This is a genomic window from Limosilactobacillus panis, from assembly GCF_019797825.1.
Taxonomy (GTDB): Bacteria; Bacillota; Bacilli; order Lactobacillales; family Lactobacillaceae; genus Limosilactobacillus; species Limosilactobacillus panis_A.
Map to the genome: position 1 here is coordinate 807,024 of NZ_CP081855.1, position 16,857 is coordinate 823,880.

Annotated in this window: 12 protein-coding genes, 20 tRNA genes and 3 rRNA genes; 32 read left to right on the top strand and 3 right to left on the bottom strand. The window is 45.8% G+C overall.

Annotation, left to right across the window (positions count from 1 at the left end; translation table 11 throughout):
* Positions 1-114 precede the first annotated feature (114 nt).
* From KZE55_RS03770 to KZE55_RS03795, 6 genes are all read left to right on the top strand, one after another.
* Entirely contained in the window at positions 115-1,098 is a 984-nt protein-coding gene (locus KZE55_RS03770) for a class I SAM-dependent methyltransferase (protein WP_396442465.1), read from the top strand.
* Positions 1,099-1,113: 15 nt separating this feature from the next.
* Positions 1,114-2,313, top strand: coding sequence for an acetate/propionate family kinase (locus KZE55_RS03775; protein WP_222259404.1), 1,200 nt, complete (start codon positions 1,114-1,116; stop codon positions 2,311-2,313).
* Positions 2,314-2,380: 67 nt separating this feature from the next.
* The gene (locus KZE55_RS03780; RefSeq protein WP_222259406.1) at positions 2,381-2,989 is read left to right on the top strand and encodes a metallophosphoesterase family protein; all 609 of its coding nucleotides are present in this window, start codon (positions 2,381-2,383) and stop codon (positions 2,987-2,989) included.
* A 51-nt stretch (positions 2,990-3,040) separates the two neighbouring features.
* Positions 3,041-3,604, top strand: coding sequence for a YutD family protein (locus KZE55_RS03785; protein ID WP_222259408.1), 564 nt, complete (start codon positions 3,041-3,043; stop codon positions 3,602-3,604).
* Positions 3,601-4,380 (top strand): TIGR01457 family HAD-type hydrolase, encoded by a 780-nt coding sequence (locus KZE55_RS03790; RefSeq protein WP_222259410.1) that lies wholly within the window; start codon positions 3,601-3,603, stop codon positions 4,378-4,380. The genes KZE55_RS03785 and KZE55_RS03790 overlap by 4 nt, the downstream gene beginning before the upstream one ends.
* Complete coding sequence (locus tag KZE55_RS03795; protein WP_222259412.1) at positions 4,358-4,987, top strand: TIGR01906 family membrane protein; 630 nt, start codon at positions 4,358-4,360, stop codon at positions 4,985-4,987. Before KZE55_RS03790 ends, KZE55_RS03795 begins: the two co-directional genes overlap by 23 nt.
* On the opposite strand, the gene KZE55_RS03800 is transcribed toward KZE55_RS03795, so the two are convergent.
* On the bottom strand, positions 4,919-5,608 hold the full coding sequence (locus tag KZE55_RS03800; protein ID WP_222259413.1) for a VTT domain-containing protein: 690 nt from the start codon (positions 5,606-5,608) through the stop codon (positions 4,919-4,921). The genes KZE55_RS03795 and KZE55_RS03800 overlap by 69 nt on opposite strands.
* Positions 5,609-6,250: 642 nt before the next feature.
* Here KZE55_RS03800 and KZE55_RS03805 point away from each other — a divergent pair.
* The 23 genes from KZE55_RS03805 to KZE55_RS03915 all read left to right on the top strand — a co-directional run bounded on the left by KZE55_RS03805 (position 6,251) and on the right by KZE55_RS03915 (position 12,993).
* Positions 6,251-7,826: ribosomal RNA gene (locus KZE55_RS03805) — 16S ribosomal RNA — on the top strand.
* Between the two features lie 207 nt (positions 7,827-8,033).
* Positions 8,034-10,957: ribosomal RNA gene (locus tag KZE55_RS03810) — 23S ribosomal RNA — on the top strand.
* 81 nt (positions 10,958-11,038) lie between these two features.
* A 5S ribosomal RNA gene (gene rrf, locus KZE55_RS03815) occupies positions 11,039-11,155 on the top strand.
* Together the 16S, 23S and 5S rRNA genes with 20 tRNA genes alongside form the textbook arrangement of a ribosomal RNA operon.
* A gap of 6 nt (positions 11,156-11,161) precedes the next feature.
* Positions 11,162-11,234: transfer RNA gene (locus KZE55_RS03820), tRNA-Val, on the top strand.
* 18 nt (positions 11,235-11,252) lie between these two features.
* Positions 11,253-11,325 (top strand) — tRNA-Lys (locus tag KZE55_RS03825).
* Between the two features lie 42 nt (positions 11,326-11,367).
* Positions 11,368-11,440: transfer RNA gene (locus KZE55_RS03830), tRNA-Thr, on the top strand.
* A gap of 10 nt (positions 11,441-11,450) precedes the next feature.
* Positions 11,451-11,522: transfer RNA gene (locus KZE55_RS03835), tRNA-Gly, on the top strand.
* Between the two features lie 16 nt (positions 11,523-11,538).
* Positions 11,539-11,624: transfer RNA gene (locus KZE55_RS03840), tRNA-Leu, on the top strand.
* An 8-nt stretch (positions 11,625-11,632) separates the two neighbouring features.
* Positions 11,633-11,706, top strand: a tRNA-Arg gene (locus KZE55_RS03845).
* 6 nt (positions 11,707-11,712) lie between these two features.
* Positions 11,713-11,786 (top strand) — tRNA-Pro (locus KZE55_RS03850).
* A 25-nt stretch (positions 11,787-11,811) separates the two neighbouring features.
* Positions 11,812-11,885, top strand: a tRNA-Met gene (locus KZE55_RS03855).
* Positions 11,886-11,901: 16 nt separating this feature from the next.
* Positions 11,902-11,975, top strand: a tRNA-Ile gene (locus KZE55_RS03860).
* 40 nt (positions 11,976-12,015) lie between these two features.
* Positions 12,016-12,103 (top strand) — tRNA-Ser (locus KZE55_RS03865).
* An 8-nt stretch (positions 12,104-12,111) separates the two neighbouring features.
* Positions 12,112-12,185 (top strand) — tRNA-Met (locus tag KZE55_RS03870).
* 5 nt (positions 12,186-12,190) lie between these two features.
* Positions 12,191-12,265 (top strand) — tRNA-Asp (locus KZE55_RS03875).
* A 5-nt stretch (positions 12,266-12,270) separates the two neighbouring features.
* Positions 12,271-12,343 (top strand) — tRNA-Phe (locus KZE55_RS03880).
* Positions 12,344-12,352: 9 nt separating this feature from the next.
* Positions 12,353-12,423 (top strand) — tRNA-Gly (locus KZE55_RS03885).
* A gap of 8 nt (positions 12,424-12,431) precedes the next feature.
* Positions 12,432-12,506, top strand: a tRNA-Ile gene (locus KZE55_RS03890).
* A gap of 2 nt (positions 12,507-12,508) precedes the next feature.
* Positions 12,509-12,596 (top strand) — tRNA-Ser (locus KZE55_RS03895).
* Positions 12,597-12,602: 6 nt separating this feature from the next.
* Positions 12,603-12,674 (top strand) — tRNA-Glu (locus tag KZE55_RS03900).
* A gap of 35 nt (positions 12,675-12,709) precedes the next feature.
* Positions 12,710-12,797: transfer RNA gene (locus KZE55_RS03905), tRNA-Ser, on the top strand.
* A gap of 42 nt (positions 12,798-12,839) precedes the next feature.
* Positions 12,840-12,913, top strand: a tRNA-Met gene (locus tag KZE55_RS03910).
* Positions 12,914-12,918: 5 nt separating this feature from the next.
* A tRNA-Asp gene (locus tag KZE55_RS03915) sits at positions 12,919-12,993 on the top strand.
* A gap of 91 nt (positions 12,994-13,084) precedes the next feature.
* On the opposite strand, the gene KZE55_RS03920 is transcribed toward KZE55_RS03915, so the two are convergent.
* Entirely contained in the window at positions 13,085-13,579 is a 495-nt protein-coding gene (locus KZE55_RS03920; RefSeq protein ID WP_222259415.1) for an antibiotic biosynthesis monooxygenase family protein, read from the bottom strand.
* Between the two features lie 196 nt (positions 13,580-13,775).
* On the opposite strand from KZE55_RS03920, the gene spxA reads away from it, so the two are divergent.
* From spxA to KZE55_RS03935, 3 genes are all read left to right on the top strand, one after another.
* The gene (spxA, locus tag KZE55_RS03925; protein ID WP_222259417.1) at positions 13,776-14,177 is read left to right on the top strand and encodes a transcriptional regulator SpxA; all 402 of its coding nucleotides are present in this window, start codon (positions 13,776-13,778) and stop codon (positions 14,175-14,177) included.
* 125 nt (positions 14,178-14,302) lie between these two features.
* Complete coding sequence (locus KZE55_RS03930) at positions 14,303-14,980, top strand: adaptor protein MecA (RefSeq protein ID WP_222259419.1); 678 nt, start codon at positions 14,303-14,305, stop codon at positions 14,978-14,980.
* A gap of 41 nt (positions 14,981-15,021) precedes the next feature.
* Positions 15,022-16,041: a competence protein CoiA gene (locus tag KZE55_RS03935; RefSeq protein WP_222259421.1), complete on the top strand. Its 1,020-nt coding sequence runs from the start codon at positions 15,022-15,024 to the stop codon at positions 16,039-16,041.
* Between the two features lie 120 nt (positions 16,042-16,161).
* On the opposite strand, the gene KZE55_RS03940 is transcribed toward KZE55_RS03935, so the two are convergent.
* Positions 16,162-16,797, bottom strand: a complete 636-nt coding sequence (locus KZE55_RS03940) for a DsbA family protein (RefSeq protein WP_222259423.1) — start codon at positions 16,795-16,797, stop codon at positions 16,162-16,164.
* Positions 16,798-16,857 lie beyond the last annotated feature (60 nt).

Here is a 16,857-nt window from a genome sequence, read left to right on the forward strand (position 1 = left end):
CTAATGATTCTAGTAAGCGTTATCTTGAATTTAGTAGCGATAATCGGTAAACTAATACTGTAATATTTACACCGTTAGGAGGCGACGACTACGTCAAGTCGAACACCACAAGAATTGTTCGAAGTTTTTGATCAAGGAACAGAAATCCTGCAGTCGGCATTGCGGAGTTCTTATTTAGATGCCATGCTGGAGAACGCTGAAAACATCATTGATGATCAGGTAGCTGTTGAGGACGGTGTCCCAGATAAGGAGACTGTTGATAAGCTGCAAAAGCTCTATCGAGAGTTGAAACTGAAGGATGCAGATGCCGAGACGATTCGTCAAGTGATTCAGCTCAGTTTCCTTAAGGTCATTCGAAAGGATGCAATTCAGGCTAATCATCAAATGACACCTGACACAATTGGCTTTTTGATGGCCTACCTGATTGAAAAAATCGTTAATCTCAAGCGGCCGTATTCGATCTTTGACCCTGCCGTGGGGACAGGTAACTTACTGACGACGGTTATTAATCAACTAAAAAAAAGTAACTCGCAATCAGTAAAGGGCTATGGGATTGACAACGACCAGGCAATGCTGGAGGTAGCTAGTGCCAGTGTTGCCCTTCAAAGGCTGGATGTTGATCTTTTCCACCAAGACTCTATCAATGCTTTGGACATTCCAGAGTGTGATATTGCGGTTGCCGACTTACCAATTGGTTATTATCCGTTGGATGAAAATACTAAGAACTACCAAACGCGGGCCGAAAAGGGGCATTCGTATGTTCATCATTTACTGGTTGAGCAAGCAATGAACTATCTTAGACCGGGGGGCTTTGGTGTGTTCTTGGTTCCGAGCAACATTTTCCAAACAAAGGAGTCACAGTCTTTTGTTAAATGGATTCAGTCAGTTGCGTACCTTCAGGGGTTGATTAACCTCCCCAGTGAATTATTTGCTAACCCAAATGCGCAGAAAGCAATTTTGCTTTTGCAGCGTCATGGTGGAAATAGTAAGCAAGCGGTGAAAGTGTTATTAGGTGAATTCCCATCGTTCAAGCAGCCAAAGGAATTTGGTGCATTCATGCAAGAAATTGATCAATGGGTTAAGACAAATCTAGGTTAAAAAGGAGACATTGTTATGTCAAAGTCAATTGCAGTTAATGCCGGTAGTTCAACATTAAAGTTTAAGCTTTTCGATATGCCAAGTGAGAACGTGGTTGCAGAAGGAACCATCGAACGGATTGGCGAAAAAATGGGCCACGCTAAGATCAAGTATGATGGTCACAAGCATGAAGATGAAAAGCCATTTGCTGACCACGGGGCAGCAATTAAGTACTTATTAGACCAGCTGATTGCCCTGGGAATTGTTAAGAGCTACGACGAAATTACGGCGGTTGGTCACCGTGTTGTTGCGGGTGGTGAATACTTCAAGGATTCCGCAGTGATCACTGATGACGTTATTAAGAAGATCGATTCCCTCGCCGAATATGCACCACTGCACGACCCGGCCGAATTACTGGGCATCAAGGCCTTCAAGAAGGCTCTGCCAAATGCATTTGCTGTTGCTGTCTTTGACACTTCCTTCCATGCTAACATGCCAAAGAAGAATGCCCTTTACAGTATTCCTTACGAATGGTATGAAAAGTACGGTGCTCGGAAGTACGGTGCCCACGGTACTAGTCACCGATATGTTGCTGCACAAGCAGCCAAGATGCTGGGCAAGCCACTAGAAGACCTTAAGTTAATCACGATGCACATTGGGGCCGGTGCTTCAATCACCGCAATTAAGAATGGTAAGTCTTACGATACTTCAATGGGCTTCACACCATTAGCTGGGATCACAATGGCAACGCGTTCCGGGGATGTTGATCCATCACTGGTTGCCTTTGTTGAGGAGAAGACGGGGATGTCTTCTGACGAAATGATTGATACCTTAAACCACAAGTCTGGTCTGCTAGGTATTTCAGAACTTTCACCTGATATGCGGGATATTCTGGATGCTGCTGATAAGGGGAATGAAAGGGCCCAATTGGCACTTGATATTTATGTTAACCGAATCAAACGTTATCTCGGTGCTTACATTGCTGAAATGGATGGTGTTGATGCCATTGTCTTCACTGCTGGTGTTGGTGAAAACAGTATTCCAGTACGGAAACTAATTACCGATAACATGGATTGCTTCGGCATTAAGATTGACCAAGAAAAGAATAAGTGCCATGGTGTCCAACGTGACTTGTCAGCTCCTGATGCGAAGGTCAAGACCTTGTTAATTCCAACTAACGAAGAGCTGATGATTGTTCGTGATATTGAACGGTTAAAGAAAGAACAAGCAAACTAATCGTTAAAAAATATAATAGGAGAGGAACCGGGGATGCGGTTCCTCTTTTTTGAAAGGAGGATAATCAATGCAATTTGTAACCTCAGATACCCATTTCTTCCACAGTGACCTATTAGGGATTGATAAGTTCGCCCCACGGCCCTTTCCGGATGTGGCAACGATGAACCAGACCATTATTGATAACTGGAACAACCGGGTAGGTGAGCATGATATTGTCTACCATCTTGGCGACATTGCTCTGTACTTTACTCGACCACCACGAAAATCATACGAAGCGGTTTACAAAGTGCTCTGCCAACTCAATGGCCGACTGGAGTTAGTGAAGGGTAATCATGACAGTCGGGCCTTATTTAAGTATCTGGCCGCCCATAATTTCATGGTAGATGGGCACCCCAAGTTTACCTTTCATGATGTGGGCATTTTACTAAAATATGATCACCGTCAATACTATTTGACTCACTATCCAATGATGCTGGGGAGTGCTCCCCAGATTGTTAACCTCCACGGTCACATTCACCATTACTCTGTGCCAACTAAGGAAAACATTAATGTTGGTGTTGATGCGCCTGAAATGGCGTTTCTCCGTCCTCAACCTGCCTTTGGGACCCCGATTAGTTTCTCTGAGGTGGAAGAAATAATTACGGCAAAGACAGCCGCCCTTGCTAAGCAAAAATAGGGTTAATGTATGTTATGATGATTAAGACCAGCTTTTCATGGAGGCGAGTGAATGAATCGAGCGAAAATTCAAGATTATATTGATCAACGTGAAGAACAGCGGGCAGACCTCTACCATATTGAGCGTGACGACGAGAATCATTTTCGGTTAAATGGTCACCCCTATGAATTGGTCAAAGATTATCGCGATGGCTTTAATCCAGCAGAATTAGCTAAGCGCTTCAGCTCGGTATTGAGTAAGTATGACTATATTGTTGGTGACTGGGGATACGACCAGTTAAGGCTTAAGGGATTCTATGTAAAAGAAAATCCGGGCTTTACCCCTGAGAAGAGTGTTGAAACGATTGAAGATTATCTTTTTGAGGATTGTAACTTTGGTTGTGCCTATTTCATTATCCATAATGAAGATGTTAAGGTAGGGCACCCACACCATCGCAGAAGACGGCGTAACCATTCTGGCAAAAAGGGGCCAGTAATAAAAGAACGACGACGTAAAGTTAAACAGCCAAGTGTCCGGCACCGTAAAAATCAGCATGCGGAACGGGTAAAAACTGGTAAGCACCAACAAAAGTTTGTTATTCGTCAACGTAAACAAGGAGTAAAGAAGCACAAATGAGTAAGAACTACCGAGGATATTTCATCGACTTAGACGGGACAACTTATAAGGGAAAAGAGCAAATACCGGCGGCCGCACGGTTTATTAAGCGATTAAAGGCGGCCGGTAAGACAATCCTATTTGTTACTAATAACAGCACACGGTCCCCAGAGTTTGTTGCCAATAACCTACGGGAAAACCATAACATTGATGTTAAACCAGAAAATGTTTATACAACGGCTCTGGCAACCGCAGACTACCTCGATGGAATTGCCGGTAAGAGGAGAAAGGTTTACGTTGTTGGTGAAAGTGGGTTGCGAGATGCGCTAGCAGCGTGTGGCTTTGAAATTACCGACCAGCAGCCTGATTTTGTGGTTGTTGGCCTTGACTCGCAGGTCACCTACGCTAAGCTGGAAACTGCCGTGTTACTCATTAGGGATGGGGCCAAGTTCATTGGGACGAATGCGGACAGTAATTTACCAAACGAACGGGGGATGGTCCCCGGGGCAGGTTCAATTGTTAAGTTAGTAGAATATGCAACCCAACAGAAACCGCTAATGATTGGTAAACCGGAAAAAATAATAATGGAGATGGCACTACAAAGGGTCGGTTTAAGTCGTACGGAAGTGGTGATGGTTGGTGATAACTATCACACTGATATTAAAGCTGCAATCAATGTTGGAATGGATAGCTTGTTGGTCTATACTGGCCTTTCGAAGCCAGCAGATGTTGGTTGTGAGGCAATTCAGCCAACGTATTCTGTGAGGTCACTTGATGAGTGGAAAATATATGAGTAAAAAAAGAGCAATTCTTACCATTGCGGTTTACACCATAATGGCAATGAGTGTTGCTCTTTTCCTTACCCTTAACCTATCCGTTTTACTTATTCATTATCCGCACTGGAACATCAGCGTTGCTGCAACACGTAATGACTACTTGCGCTTGCTCTGGTATCTCCAAGATCCGGGTAACCATCAATTGTTGTTACATCACGTTCCCCTTTCAAAAGTTGGCTACCGTCATTTTAAAGACGTTCGGTTAATCATGATACTGAATGAAACTGTGATAATCGTTAGTGGTAGCTTAGTGTCTATCCTTTTAAAGGAAATTTGCCGGCGTAAGATGGCCTGGCAACTATTAAAACCGTTGGAAATAATTATGACCGTGTTGATAATTAGCTTTTCGATGGTGCTCGTTAATTTTTCAACGCTTTTCGTCAGATTTCATTATCTAATTTTTGCTAATCATGATTGGGTTTTTAAAACTAATACTGATCCGATTATCCTAATGCTTCCGCTAAGCTTCTTTACTCAGGCATTTCTTTTATGGGGCGGGTTATTCTTTACTCTTCTCCTCGTATTGTGGAGTGGGATTTATATGTCCCTGCGTTTTTTGAAACCTTGAGCGGCAGAAACCGATGATTGCTGGCAGTAGAGTTACAAATATAATTGCCAGAATAATTAAAGAAAAGTGTTCTTGCACGAAGGGAAGGTTTCCAAAGAAGTAACCTGATGCGCAACAGAGGAGCACCCATGAAAAGCAACCGATTAAGCTATATGGAATAAAACGATGGTAGGCGAAACCAGAACCGGCTGCTGCAAATGGAGCAAATGTTCTAATTATCGGCATAAAGCGAGCCAAAATAATTGCCAAAGCACCATGCTTTTCAAAGAAGGCTTCCGATTTAGCCAGGTTTTCCTTATTTATTAAACGGCCAAATAGGGAGTGATTTGTTAATCCCTTGCCAATTTTATGACCGATTAAGAAGTTGAGTGAGTCACCAGCGAGGCAAGCAAAGAAAAATAGGATGCTGAAGATCCATATGTTCAAATGGTACCTAGGGTCCGCTGCAATTGCACTTGCCGCAAAGAGGAGGGAGTCACCAGGTAGGAAGGGTAGGACGACGGCTCCTGTTTCAATAAATACGATTGCCAGTAGTATTAAGTAGGTCCATCCACCAAATTGATTGACAATCTGTACAATGTGGACGTCGATATGCAGTATGAAATCGATTAAAGTTGCCACTTAAATTCTCCTTTAGTTGTAGATATTTGTATAACAATGATGAAGTTTAGCAAGTAATAATGTGTTTGTTAAGATAGTAAAGGCAAAATTAGTATAAATGTAATATTTACTGTATAAAACAATTCGAGTGATAGTTCGTAATTTAGGTGTTGCTTCCATCAGAATAAGGTAGTGTAACTGAGAAATTTGGTGAATACATCAAACTGATCGATATTCTTTAGCAACAATGTTCATTTATACGATTTTAGGGGATATATTGCTGTTAATTTGTTGTTGACACTTAATACTAAGTCTTGTATAGTAGTTAACGTTGTCAGCAAGAGTTTGATTACTTCTTGCAAGTTGATTGAATCAAAATAGTGATTGACAGCTTCTTGACAACATGATATATTATAAAAGCTGTTTGCTAATAAGTTGACTTAATTAATTAAAATTAATTGTTGACTTTGATGGACAAATTTGATAAAATATTAAACGTTAGTTGACTACTTAGTTAACTAACTGGTAGACCTTTGAAAACTGAACAAAGTTTCGACGAATCAAATGTGTAGGGTCTCTAATCACTTTGGTGATTGGAGCAAAACATTTGCGAAGTCAATTCGCTTAATTAATTTGAATTAGAGCTATTCAAGTTCTTATATTTTATATGAGAGTTTGATCCTGGCTCAGGATGAACGCCGGCGGTGTGCCTAATACATGCAAGTCGAGCGCACTGGCCCAACTGATATGACGTGCTTGCATTGATTTGACGATGGATTACCAGTGAGCGGCGGACGGGTGAGTAACACGTGGGCAACCTGCCCTAAAGCGGGGGATAACATTTGGAAACAGGTGCTAATACCGCATAACTACGAAAACCACATGGTTTTCGTATCAAAGATGGTTTCGGCTATCACTTTAGGATGGGCCCGCGGTGCATTAGCTAGTTGGTAGGGTAACGGCCTACCAAGGCAATGATGCATAGCCGAGTTGAGAGACTGATCGGCCACAATGGAACTGAGACACGGTCCATACTCCTACGGGAGGCAGCAGTAGGGAATCTTCCACAATGGGCGCAAGCCTGATGGAGCAACACCGCGTGAGTGAAGAAGGGTTTCGGCTCGTAAAACTCTGTTGTTGAAGAAGAACGTGCATGAGAGTAACTGTTCATGCAGTGACGGTATTCAACCAGGAAGTCACGGCTAACTACGTGCCAGCAGCCGCGGTAATACGTAGGTGGCAAGCGTTATCCGGATTTATTGGGCGTAAAGCGAGCGCAGGCGGTTGCTTAGGTCTGATGTGAAAGCCTTCGGCTTAACCGAAGAAGTGCATCGGAAACCGGGCAACTTGAGTGCAGAAGAGGACAGTGGAACTCCATGTGTAGCGGTGGAATGCGTAGATATATGGAAGAACACCAGTGGCGAAGGCGGCTGTCTGGTCTGCAACTGACGCTGAGGCTCGAAAGCATGGGTAGCGAACAGGATTAGATACCCTGGTAGTCCATGCCGTAAACGATGAGTGCTAGGTGTTGGAGGGTTTCCGCCCTTCAGTGCCGCAGCTAACGCATTAAGCACTCCGCCTGGGGAGTACGACCGCAAGGTTGAAACTCAAAGGAATTGACGGGGGCCCGCACAAGCGGTGGAGCATGTGGTTTAATTCGAAGCTACGCGAAGAACCTTACCAGGTCTTGACATCTTGCGCTAACCTAAGAGATTAGGCGTTCCCTTCGGGGACGCAATGACAGGTGGTGCATGGTCGTCGTCAGCTCGTGTCGTGAGATGTTGGGTTAAGTCCCGCAACGAGCGCAACCCTTGTTACTAGTTGCCAGCATTCAGTTGGGCACTCTAGTGAGACTGCCGGTGACAAACCGGAGGAAGGTGGGGACGACGTCAGATCATCATGCCCCTTATGACCTGGGCTACACACGTGCTACAATGGCCGGTACAACGAGCAGCTAACCCGCGAGGGTGTGCAAATCTCTTAAAGCCGGTCTCAGTTCGGACTGCAGTCTGCAACTCGACTGCACGAAGTCGGAATCGCTAGTAATCGCGGATCAGCATGCCGCGGTGAATACGTTCCCGGGCCTTGTACACACCGCCCGTCACACCATGGAAGTTTGCAATGCCCAAAGTCAGTGGCCTAACCATTTTGGAGGGAGCTGCCTAAGGCAGGGCAGATGACTGGGGTGAAGTCGTAACAAGGTAGCCGTAGGAGAACCTGCGGCTGGATCACCTCCTTTCTAAGGAATAAAACGGAACCTACACATTAGTTGAAACTTTGTTTAGTTTTGAGGGGTTTACCCTCAGAGCTTGTACTTTGAAAACTAAATAATATCTAATTTCTTTATTAATCAAAACAATAAACCGAGAACACCGCGTTATTTGAGTTTTATTAACGAAATAATCGCTAACTCAATTAATCAAGGTGATCACGAAGTGATCATCAAGGTTAAGTTATGAAGGGCGCATGGTGAATGCCTTGGTACTAGGAGCCGATGAAGGACGGGACAAACACCGATATGCTTCGGGGAGTGGTAAGTACACTTTGATCCGGAGATTTCCGAATGGGGAAACCCAACCAACTTAGTCGTTGGTTATCTGACTAGTGAATTCATAGCTAGCAGAAGGAAGACGCAGTGAACTGAAACATCTCAGTAGCTGCAGGAAGAGAAAGAAAAATCGATTCCCTGAGTAGCGGCGAGCGAAAGGGGAAGAGCCCAAACCAGTGAGCTTGCTTACTGGGGTTGTAGGACTGAACAATGGAGTTACCAAAATGCGACGTAGTCGCAACAGCTGGGAAGCTGTGCCAGAGAGGGTGATAGCCCCGTAGACGAAACGTCACATTCTCCGTTCAGGATCCTGAGTACGGCGGGACACGTGAAACCCCGTCGGAAGCTGCGAGAACCATCTCGCAAGGCTAAATACTACCTAGTGACCGATAGTGAACCAGTACCGTGAGGGAAAGGTGAAAAGCACCCCGGAAGGGGAGTGAAATAGTTCCTGAAACCATGTGCCTACAAGCAGTCGGAGCCCGTTAATGGGTGACGGCGTGCCTCTTGCAGAATGAACCGGCGAGTTATGATTGCATGCAAGGTTAAGGTAGGAAAACCGGAGCCGTAGCGAAAGCGAGTCTTAAATGGGCGTATGAAGTATGTAGTTATAGACCCGAAACCAGGTGACCTACCCATGTCCAGGTTGAAGGTGCGGTAAAGCGCACTGGAGGACCGAACCCGTGTCAGTTGAAAATGGCTGGGATGAGGTGTGGGTAGCGGTGAAATTCCAAACGAACTTGGAGATAGCTGGTTCTCTCCGAAATCTCTTTAGGGGGAGCCTTGAGGAAAAGAATCGTGGAGGTAGAGCTACTGTTTGGACAAGGGGCCCGTCATGGGTTACCAACTTCAGATAAACTCCGAATGCCATCGATTTATCCTCAGGAGTCAGACGATGAGTGATAAGATCCACCGTCGAAAGGGGAACAGCCCAGATCACCAGTTAAGGTCCCTAAATATATGCTAAGTGGAAAAGGATGTGGAGTTGCATAGACAACTAGGATGTTGGCTCAGAAGCAGCCACCATTTAAAGAGTGCGTAATAGCTCACTAGTCGAGTGATTCTGCGCCGAAAATGTACCGGGGCTAAGCATATTACCGAAACTGTGGATGTGCACTACGTGCACGTGGTAGGAGAGCGTTCTAAGGGCGGCGAAGTCAGACCGTGAGGACTGGTGGAGCGCTTAGAAGTGAGAATGCCGGTATGAGTAGCGAAAGACAGGTGAGAATCCTGTCCACCGAATGACTAAGGTTTCCTGGGGAAGGCTCGTCCTCCCAGGGTAAGTCGGGACCTAAGCTGAGGCCGAGAGGCGTAGGCGATGGATAACAGGTTGAGATTCCTGTACCAGTTGAATGCGTTTGAATGATGGAGGGACGCAGGAGGCTAAGCGAACCGCATGATTGGAAGAGTGCGGCCAAGCAACGAGTCAGTAACTGAGTCAAATGCTTAGTTGCGGGTTGACGAGTTGTGATGGGGAGTGAAATTATAGTAACGAAGTCGCTGATGTCACACTGCCGAGAAAAACTTCTAGTGAGTATTCAACTGCCCGTACCGCAAACCGACACAGGTAGTCGAGGAGAGAATCCTAAGGTGAGCGAGAGAACTCTCGTTAAGGAACTCGGCAAAATGACCCCGTAACTTCGGAAGAAGGGGTGCTGGCCGCAAGGCCAGCCGCAGTGAAAAGGCCCAGGCGACTGTTTATCAAAAACACAGGTTTCTGCAAAATCGTAAGATGAAGTATAGGGGCTGACGCCTGCCCGGTGCTGGAAGGTTAAAAGGATGGGTTAGCGTAAGCGAAGCTCAGAATTGAAGCCCCAGTAAACGGCGGCCGTAACTATAACGGTCCTAAGGTAGCGAAATTCCTTGTCGGGTAAGTTCCGACCCGCACGAAAGGCGTAACGATCTGGGCACTGTCTCAACGAGAGACTCGGTGAAATTGAAATCCCTGTGAAGATGCAGGGTACCCGCGACAGGACGGAAAGACCCCATGGAGCTTTACTGTAGCTTGATATTGAGTGTTTGTACTGCTTGTACAGGATAGGTAGGAGCCATAGAAAGCGGAACGCTAGTTTCGCTGGAGGCGCTGGTGGGATACTACCCTTGCATTATGACCACTCTAACCCGCAGCACTGAACGTGCTGGGAGACAGTGTCAGGTGGGCAGTTTGACTGGGGCGGTCGCCTCCCAAAAGGTAACGGAGGCGCCCAAAGGTTCGCTCAGAATGGTTGGAAATCATTCGCAGAGTGTAAAGGCACAAGCGAGCTTGACTGCGAGACAGACAGGTCGAGCAGGGACGAAAGTCGGGCTTAGTGATCCGGTGGTTCCGTATGGAAGGGCCATCGCTCAACGGATAAAAGCTACCCTGGGGATAACAGGCTTATCTCCCCCAAGAGTCCACATCGACGGGGAGGTTTGGCACCTCGATGTCGGCTCATCGCATCCTGGGGCTGTAGTCGGTCCCAAGGGTTGGGCTGTTCGCCCATTAAAGCGGTACGCGAGCTGGGTTCAGAACGTCGTGAGACAGTTCGGTCCCTATCCGTCGCGGGCGTAGGAAATTTGAGAGGAGCTGTCCTTAGTACGAGAGGACCGGGATGGACATACCGCTGGTGTACCAGTTGTTCCGCCAGGAGCACGGCTGGGTAGCTATGTATGGACGAGATAAACGCTGAAAGCATCTAAGTGTGAAACTCGCCTCGAGATGAGATTTCCCATTCCCTTCGGGGAAGTAAGACCCCACAAAGATGATGTGGTAGATAGGATGGAAGTGGAAGTGCAGTGATGCATGGAGCGGACCATTACTAATCGGTCGAGGACTTAACCAAGGAAGAGCGGTTAGGTTTGTTGGTGAGGTTAGATATTGTTTAGTTTTGAGAGCGCAAGCTCTCGTCTCAGAAGAGACGAAGTGTGGTGATGATGGCTTGAAGGATACACCTGTTCCCATGCCGAACACAGAAGTTAAGCTTCAACACGCCGAAAGTAGTTGGGGGATCGCTCCCTGCGAGGATAGGACGTTGCCACGCATCCATGGAGGATTAGCTCAGTTGGGAGAGCGTCTGCCTTACAAGCAGAGGGTCACAGGTTCGAGCCCTGTATCCTCCATTGAGCACAAATGCTCATGAGCCGTTAGCTCAGTTGGTAGAGCATCTGACTTTTAATCAGAGGGTCGTGGGTTCGACCCCCACACGGCTCATTGCTAAATGACTAATGGTTTGGTATAATAATTGTTGTGCATGCCGACTTAGCTCAGCTGGTAGAGCATCTGTCTTGTAAACAGAAGGTCGGAGGTTCGACTCCTCTAGTCGGCACTTGTATGATGCGGAAGTAGTTCAGTGGTAGAACATCACCTTGCCATGGTGGGGGTCGCGGGTTCGAATCCCGTCTTCCGCTTTGTCAATTCTATAATGCCGGGGTGGCGGAATTGGCAGACGCACGGGACTTAAAATCCCGCGGTTAGTGATAACCGTACCGGTTCGATCCCGGTCCTCGGCACTTGTTATGCACCCATAGCGCAATTGGATAGAGTGTCTGACTACGAATCAGAAGGTTGAAGGTTCGACTCCTTCTGGGTGCACTTTTTCGGGAAATAGCTCAGCTTGGTAGAGCACCTGGTTTGGGACCAGGGGGTCGCAGGTTCGAATCCTGTTTTCCCGATTTCTAATATAATAATATTAGCATTCGCGGTGTAGCTCAGCTGGCTAGAGCGTCCGGTTCATACCCGGGAGGTCGAGGGTTCGATCCCCCCCGCCGCGATTTGGCTGGCTGTTTTGGACCTTTAGCTCAGTTGGTTAGAGCAAGCGGCTCATAACCGCCCGGTCGTAGGTTCGAGTCCTACAAGGTCCATCAGGCGTTATGCCTTGATGAATCATAACATTCTTATCATGGAGGATTACCCAAGTGGCTGAAGGGGGCGGTCTTGAAAACCGCTAGGCCGTGAGAACGACGCGAGGGTTCGAATCCCTCATCCTCCTTTTATTATCGCGGGGTAGAGCAGTCTGGTAGCTCGTCGGGCTCATAACCCGGAGGTCGTTGGTTCAAATCCAGCCCCCGCAATTTTTGGTCCGTTGGTCTAGTTGGTTTAGGACGCATCCCTGTCACGGATGAGATCACGAGTTCGAGTCTCGTACGGACCGTAATTGGCTCGGTAGCTCAGTTGGTAGAGCAACGGATTGAAGCTCCGTGTGTCGGCGGTTCGATTCCGTCCCGCGCCATAAATAAATGCGGGTATAGTTTAGTGGTAAAACCACAGCCTTCCAAGCTGTTGTCGCGAGTTCGATTCTCGTTACCCGCTTTTGTTTTGGGCCTATAGCTCAGCTGGTTTAGAGCGCACGCCTGATAAGCGTGAGGTCGATGGTTCAAGTCCATTTAGGCCCATTGGAGAATTACTCAAGTGGCTGAAGAGGCGCCCCTGCTAAGGGTGTAGGTCGCGAAAGCGGCGCGAGGGTTCAAATCCCTCATTCTCCGTTTTATGACCCGTTAGTCAAGTGGTTAAGACACCAGCCTTTCACGCTGGTATCGTGGGTTCAAATCCCGCACGGGTCATCTTTTTGTAGGTTAGTATTATCGTTTTTGTTTATGGAGAATTACTCAAGTGGCTGAAGAGGCACCCCTGCTAAGGGTGTAGGTCGCGAAAGCGGCGCGAGGGTTCAAATCCCTCATTCTCCGTTTGGCACATTGAGATATCTCAACAGTGTCTTATAATATTATCGCGGGGTAGAGCAGTCTGGTAGCTCGTCGGGCTCATAACCCGGAGGTCGTTGGTTCAAATCCAGCCCCCGCAATTTTTGGTCCGTTGGTCTAGTTGGTTTAGGACGCATCCCTGTCACGGATGAGATCACGAGTTCGAGTCTCGTACGGACCGTCGTTGGCAGTTCTGGTTGAACTGCTTTTTTTATTGAATCAAAAATGCTCTAGAACTATATGAAGCTCTAGGGCATTTTAAGTATTTACCTTTATGCAATTGGACGATAAGTTTCGTCATAGTAGTAGTTGTCTGATCCCATGCTGGTGAAGTTAGTCAGTGCTGCAAAAGAATCACTGTTCTTCCAAGCAGTCAGGTCTTCGAAGCTATCCCAGACAGTCAGCAATATAAGGGTAGCACTTTCTGCCTTGTTAGCGACTGACATCATTAACCCGGCATTCATATTGCCTGTTTTATCATTAACAACCTTCTGTAAACTGTTGTAAAGAACCTGTTGACGGTCACCGTTTACCTCAAAGGATTGGTAGTAAAAAAGGCCATTGTAATTACTGTTCATCGTTTCGTCAAGGACGTTTAAAATAACGGGAGTCTTAAATATGGTCTCCTGGCTTGAAAGGTCAAAGAGAGCTAACTTGTTACTGTGGGTAGATGCCTGCATTAGTTTAAACTTCCGATCTGGGTGCTTACTCATAATTCCCTGCAGGATTTGATGTGACCCAAATGTAAAACTGAGTTTCGTTAACACTGAAATTCCTCCTCATAATAATTGTCTCTTTAATTATAGTACATAATTAAATCCCCATTAAAAGTATTTTTTAGTCATGCTACTTACAAAAAGTTAAGAAAAATTGTTGGGAACCCTTTTATCAGCCTATAATACATAGTATAATACTAGTTGTATTGATGAATGTGGTTGTAATTTAAGAGGGAGGCTTTACTTAATGGTTATTCTTTATACGTCTCCAAGTTGTACCTCTTGTCGGAAAGCTCGCGCTTGGTTGCAAGAACACAACATTCCTTATAAGGAACGAAACGTCTTCTCCGATCCACTGTCCGTTGATGAAATTAAAAATATTTTACGGATGACAGAAGACGGAACCGAAGACATTATCTCCAAGCGCTCAAAAGCTTACCACAATCTAAAAGTTGATTTAAACGCTTTACCGATGAAAAAACTATATCAATTAATTAGTGAAAATCCGGGTCTGCTCCGCCGGCCAATTATTATGGATGACAAGCGACTGCAGGTTGGGTACAATGAGGATGAAATTCGGCGTTTCCTGCCCCGGAAAGTTCGCGAAATTGAACTAGCCGAAGCACAACGCAAAGCTGATTTAATCTAAAATAATAAGAGCTGGGAATGATTCTCGGCTTTTTCTTTTTTCCACCGGTAGATTACCCGGCTTTACATTTAGTTGAAAACATTTAGAATAATAGTAAGTATTTGTAATTAAGGAGGTGCTGCAGAATGGAAATGGAAAGAATCAATGAGAATACCATCCGGGTGTTAATCAGTAATGAAGATCTAGATGCCCGGGGAATAACAATTCTCGACTTGCTTGGTGACCACCAGCAGATTGAAGATTTCTTTTACAGCATCTTGAGAGAAGTAGACACTGACCACCAATTTGCTGACAATGACTCCGTAACTTTTCAGGTGATGCCGACGGGAAATGGTTTAGAACTCTTTATCAGCAAAAATAATTCGGATGGTAAAGAAAACGTAGGCGATAGTCAACAGGTTGCCAAATATATTCAAAAGCGTGTGATGGAAGCGCACCGCAAGCAAGGTGAAAGTTCCGGACGGCCGCGTACTAATGTCCAGGGGAAATCCGAAGCGGTACCAGCCTCGCCAACTGTTCGCTGGCAGATTATTGATTTCCCTTCATTTGAAGACTTAGTTGATTTTGCCCGCATTCCCGAGGATTCTGACGTTGCTAGTGAGCTTTATAAGTACAACTACCATTATTACCTTGCTCTGCGCTATAACCAAGATTTGGCAAACGATAATGTGGTTAAGGATAATTTGGCGGTGGCTTACGAGTACGGTAATCCGACAGCTACGACAATTGACTTCCTTAGCGAACACGCGAAAAAGATTATGTCGGGTTCAGCTTTGGATACTATTCATCACTATTTTAATTAATTTTCAGAGATCTCCCGTTTTTAAAAAGTGGGGGATTTTTTTTGTTGGTTGCAAAACATAATGGTCAGTTAGTGATGGCCAATATAGCGGACCCCGGCCTGAAGTACTCTTGTCCAATTTGTGATCAAGAGGTTCGCCTTCGCCGGGGACAAATCAAGGTTGCTCACTTTGCCCACTGTCGGGGTGCAGGGTGTTCCTACGGCGAAGGGGAGACCGAAGAACACCTGCTAGGAAAAGTGCAAATTTATCAATGGCTGGCCCAGCGGGGAATTCAAGTCCAGGTGGAGTACTACTTACCTAAAATTGCCCAACGTCCAGACATCATGTTCCAGTGGCGACGACAACCAGTCGTAATAGAATTTCAGTGCAGTCCGTTAAGTATTCAGCGAATAAGCGAACGTAATCAGGGGTATCATTCTTTGGGAATCCATCCTTACTGGTACCTTGGCAGTCCTTATCAACGCCGTTTAGGCAACGAGAAGGTAGCACAGTTCACGCAGTTAATTAATGGACAGCCCGGAATCTGGTACTGGGATACCAAACAGGGTCGACTAAAGGCTGACTTTAATCACTATCATTGCTCATTGACACGCCGCATTAGGGGGACAAGGGCAATAATAAATGACCAGGTGCAAAAGCTCATGTTCATTACTAGCCAGCGGTCACCGGCTAGCCAGCTGGCCGCACGAGTCTGGCAGCGTCACCAGGTTCCACTGAATTGTTGCCCACTGGTTTGCCACGATGTTAATCCCACTTGGCCCGTTACGAGACAGCCGATTATTTATTGGCGAATTAAGGTTGTTGATTGGCTCGATTGCCAACCGCTCTTTACAGCCTGGTCGTATAATGATTGGGGTGCTTGTTTGGCAAAGATTGGTCGGGGGGAATGGTTAAGTTTCCCGTGTTTAGTGAATGACGGTTTAATTCGTCAGCAGGTGATTACTGCCTTTACGCGGGAACTTTGCCAGTGGAGGATTATCGTCCCGGTCGATCACCAGTATGTATTAATCAAGCATCCCCAATGGTTTGAACGGGTCAGCGATAAGATTTTAGTTAGTTAATAGTCGCTTGTAATAACATTCCTCATTAGCAACGAGGTACTAGTTAAACTGACGGCAAATACTTTTTAAAATAAAAGGAGTTTCACTATTCAACACACGAATAATGAAACTCCTTATTCATCAATTACTTTTAATAATCCTGAGTGGGCAGGAATGGTACTGGACAGCAAAATCCTGGACAGACTGCTCAGGGTTTAAGGTATGGTTACGATATGACTCAATCAGGGTCTCGTAATCAAACTGGGGAATCAAATAACCGTAGTCCGGTTCTGTTGAATCATAAATAACGGCAGTGGCCGTGGTTGTAATGCCTAACGAGTTGGCAATTGCCTGGTCTTTTTTGAAGGCCTGCTTGGCGATTGCGGAATGTCGGTCCTCCATAAACATTTCCAAATCTAGCTGGCTCTTTTCCGCCACCCTTTTGGCAAGGTGGTCAGAATAATGCCACCCTTTTTTGGTCATTACGTCTTGCAAACGCAAGAGGTATTGGCGACCACGCCGGCCACCCTGAAAAAGTGCTGCTTTATAATCTAAAATTGTCTGACTGAGAGTGGTACTGACTTCCTGACGAACTTTAAGACTGCACGCATCGAGATGGTAAAGATCAATTGTATCCGTAATCGTCTGCATGTTAAAGAGCGGAATAAATTGGTAACTAATCTTTGTATTCAAATCATGATCAACCCGTAAGACGTCATTTTCACACCGAAAGCAACGCATTCCCAAAGGATTGACAAATAGATGAATCTCAAGCATTAACTGCCCCTCCGATCAAGAAATAGTAACATTAACATTTGTTATTGTGACAAATTGCCC